This window comes from Pseudomonadota bacterium, from assembly GCA_039196715.1.
Lineage (GTDB): Bacteria > Pseudomonadota > Gammaproteobacteria > CALCKW01 > CALCKW01 > CALCKW01.
This window is the reverse complement of sequence record JBCCUP010000150.1, coordinates 1-3,413: the sequence shown is the minus strand read 5'-3', so window position 1 is coordinate 3,413 and position 3,413 is coordinate 1. Positions and strand designations below refer to the sequence as shown.

Below are 3,413 nucleotides of genomic sequence, written 5' to 3'. Positions count from 1 at the left end.
CCTCGCCGAAGCCTACAACGTGCCGATCTGTCCGCATTTCCTGATGGAGCTGCACGTCAGCCTGTGCTGCGCCGTCACCAACGCGCCGTGGCTGGAATACATCCCGCAACTCGATGCGATCACGGGGTCGCGCCTGCGGATCGAAAACGGTTTTGCCGTTGCACCGAGCGAGCCTGGCCTCGGTATCGATTGGGATTGGGACGCGATTGCCGCGCACACCGCCGCCGGGCCGGTGGTGGTCGATCGCTGAGCGTGCGCGCCTTTCTCGCCCTGCTGCCTGACGCCGACACCGCCCTCGACATCGACCGGTGGCGCGCGCTCTGCTGGCGCAACCTGCCGGGGGCGGTGGCGGTGCAGAACCTCCACGTCACCTTGGTGTTCCTTGGCGACATCGACGAGGAACAGCAGGCCCGCCTGGCGACGCAGCTTGACGCTGTGGTCGCTGCCCCGATCAGCCTGCGCCTGAGTTCGGTTGGCTACCAGGTCGACCAGCGGATGCTTTGGCTCGAACCGTCTTCCAACGACGCTGGCCGCCCCGCTCTGGATGCGTTGGTCGACGCGCTACGGCACGCGTGCGCGCGCACCGGCATTGCGGTGGATAAAGGCCGGTACCGGCCTCACCTGACGCTGGCGCGCCGGCTCGCGACGCCCGCGCCGTCGCCGATCGTCGATCCGGCGTTTCACCTGAAGTCGGACGCCGTGTGTCTGATGGGGTCGCGCCTGACACCGGCGGGCCCGGTCTACCGGGTGGTGCGCGAATGGCCGCTCTCAGCGGTGTCGGACTGACAGGGTCAAACCGCTGACGCCAGCGACTATACTCAGGGCTGACTATCAGGCGGAGTGGCAGAGCGTGTCAGGCGGAATGAAACGGGTTCGGGTACAGCGGCGGGCCAGCCGCGGCTGGGCGGCGCTGGCAGGGCTGCTCGCGGCGCTTTTCGTGGTGATGAGTGGGCCGGTGCGCGCCGATTCGGCAGCGGTCATCGAGGCCGGCACGCGCGATACCCTGGCGCAGTTCAAGGCCGATGTCACTGGCGGTGCCAGCTTCCTCGCGAAGGCGGCCGGCGTGCTGGTTTTCCCCAAGGTCATCAAGGGGGGCTTTGGCATCGGCGGTGAATACGGCGAGGGCGCGCTGCAGGTGGGTGGCAAGACCGTGCAGTACTACAGCACGGCCTCGGCGTCCGTTGGCCTGCAGTTCGGCGTGCAGTCCAAGTCGCTGGTGGTGGTCTTCAAGACCGCAGAGGCGCTGTCGCAGTTTCGCGCCAGCGACGGCTGGAAAGCCGGTGTTGACGGTTCGATCGCGCTGGCCAAGTGGGGTGTCGGCGAGGACATCAACACGCTCGAGGAGCAGTCGCCGGTGATCGGATTCGTGATCGGCAACAAGGGGTTCATGTACAACCTCACGATCGAAGGGTCGAAGTTCACCAAGATCGACCGCTGATCAGGACAGGAAGACGGCACCATGAAACGCTCCGCCATCAACGCTCACCTGCGCGCCGGCGACGAGTACATCCGCTCGTTCGGCTATGTGCTGCCACCGTTCGCCTACCTCTCACCCGCGGAGCTCAAGGGCTGTATCGCCGATCGTCCGGCCCTGCGCGACGCCCGGCTGGGCTGGGATCTCACCGACTACGGCGAGGGCAACTTCGACGACATGGGCCTGTTTCTGTTCACGGTGCGCAACGGCAGCCTGGCCGACCTTCGGGCGGGTCAGGGCATGTGTTACGCCGAGAAGATCATGATCTCGCGGCACGACCAGCTGTCGCCGATGCACCGGCACATCGTCAAGGCCGAAGACATCATCAACCGCGGTGGTGCCAAGCTTGCCATCAGGATGTTCGAGTCTGATGCCGAGGGGCACATTGACCGCAACCGCGCCGTCACCGTGCAGGTGGACGGGCGCGTCCACACCCAGGGGCCTGGCGAGGTGCTGGAGCTGTCGCCGGGTGAGAGCGTCACGCTGATGCCGGGCAACTGGCACGCGTTCTGGGGTGAGGGCGGTGACGTGCTGATCGGCGAGGTGTCGACGGTGAACGACGACCTCACGGACAACGTTTTCGAACAACCCATCTCCCGCTTCGGCACCGTCGAGGAAGACGAAGAGCCGGTTTGGTTGATGGTGTCCGACTACGACACCTGGCTCTGATGGCCGGCGGCTGGTCCCGGGACGGCGCGGTCCAGGAACAGATCGACGCCAGCGTCGAGGACGCCGTGGCACGCGCGCGACGCCAGCTGCCGCGCGGCGAGAGCGCGTCGCTGTGCGACGACTGCGAGGCCGAGATTCCCGAAGCGCGAAGGCGCGCGGTACCAGGTGTGCGACTGTGCGTGCCCTGTCAGGAGGTCGCCGATGCGGCCTCGCAGGCACGCGCGGGCTACAACCGCCGCGGTAGTAAAGACAGCCAATTGCGTTGAGTGCGCGCCGTATCCGTGCGGCACGCGTGACCCCGAGGGCGCCATGACCGACGACAACCTGCGAGACACCTACCTGCGCGACGGCGTTGCCGTGGTCGAGGGCCTTATCGACGCCGACACGCTCGCCTCGGTGCGTCAGGTCACCGATGCGTTGATCGACGCGTCCCGCGATGTCGAACACAGCGACGCGCGCTTTGACCTCGACACCGGCCATTCCTCAGCCACGCCGCGTCTGACCCGGATCAAGCTGCCCCACACGCAGCACGCGGTCTACCACGACCTCTTGCACAGCGACGCCCTGTACAACCTGTTGACTCGGCTGCTCGGCACCGCCGATGTCCGCCTGCACACCAGCAAGCTCAATTGCAAGGCGCCCGGCGGTGGCCGCGCCGTGGAGTGGCACCAGGACTGGGCGTTCTACCCGCACACCAACGACAACCTGCTGGCGTTGGGCATCTGGCTCGACGACGTCACCGAAGACAACGGCCCGCTGCTCGCGATTCCCGGCAGCCACCGTGGGCCGGTGCTCGACCACACCCGTGACGGCGTGTTTGTCGGCGCCATCGACCCCGCCGACCCCGGCTTCGCCGCGCGCGAGGCGCGCACGCTCACGGGCCCTGCCGGCAGCGCCAGCGTGCACCATGCGCGCACCTTGCACGGGTCCGCACCGAACCACTCGTCATCTGCACGGCGGGTGTTGTTCTTCGAATGCTGCGCCGCCGACGCGTGGCCACTCGCGGGCATTGCCGGCCCCTACAACGGCTTGTCGCAGTCCGCGTTGCTCACCGACTTGCGCGCGCGCATGGTATTTGGCGAGCTGCCGTTGCGACCGCGGTTGGCCGATGTGCCGGTGGCAATGCCGTTGCCGCCGCCCCCGGACGACGGATCGATCTTCGCGGTGCAGCAGAGCGGGGGTGCCGCGAGTGCCTTCAACGCCCTGAACTGACGGGCGGATAGCGGGTCCCTAACGCCGAGGCGACGCGTTTGCCTCGCCACCGCCGGAT

At 67.4% G+C, this 3,413-nt stretch carries 6 protein-coding genes; all 6 read left to right on the top strand.

The features are described 5' to 3' along the window. A partial coding sequence (locus tag AAGA11_22870) for an enolase C-terminal domain-like protein (protein ID MEM9605718.1) occupies positions 1-250 on the top strand: 250 nt, incomplete at its 5' end. A gap of 2 nt (positions 251-252) precedes the next feature. After that, on the top strand, positions 253-786 hold the full coding sequence (thpR, locus tag AAGA11_22865) for an RNA 2',3'-cyclic phosphodiesterase (protein MEM9605717.1): 534 nt from the start codon (positions 253-255) through the stop codon (positions 784-786). A 64-nt stretch (positions 787-850) separates the two neighbouring features. Next, entirely contained in the window at positions 851-1,438 is a 588-nt protein-coding gene (locus AAGA11_22860; GenBank protein ID MEM9605716.1) for a YSC84-related protein, read from the top strand. Positions 1,439-1,459: 21 nt separating this feature from the next. Then, positions 1,460-2,143: a D-lyxose/D-mannose family sugar isomerase gene (locus tag AAGA11_22855; protein MEM9605715.1), complete on the top strand. Its 684-nt coding sequence runs from the start codon at positions 1,460-1,462 to the stop codon at positions 2,141-2,143. Further along, positions 2,143-2,409, top strand: a complete 267-nt coding sequence (locus tag AAGA11_22850) for a DksA/TraR family C4-type zinc finger protein (GenBank protein MEM9605714.1) — start codon at positions 2,143-2,145, stop codon at positions 2,407-2,409. Before AAGA11_22855 ends, AAGA11_22850 begins: the two co-directional genes overlap by 1 nt. A 43-nt stretch (positions 2,410-2,452) precedes the next feature. Further along, a complete protein-coding gene (locus AAGA11_22845; protein MEM9605713.1) occupies positions 2,453-3,355 on the top strand; it encodes a phytanoyl-CoA dioxygenase family protein in 903 nt (300 codons plus the stop codon). Positions 3,356-3,413: the final 58 nt, after the last annotated feature.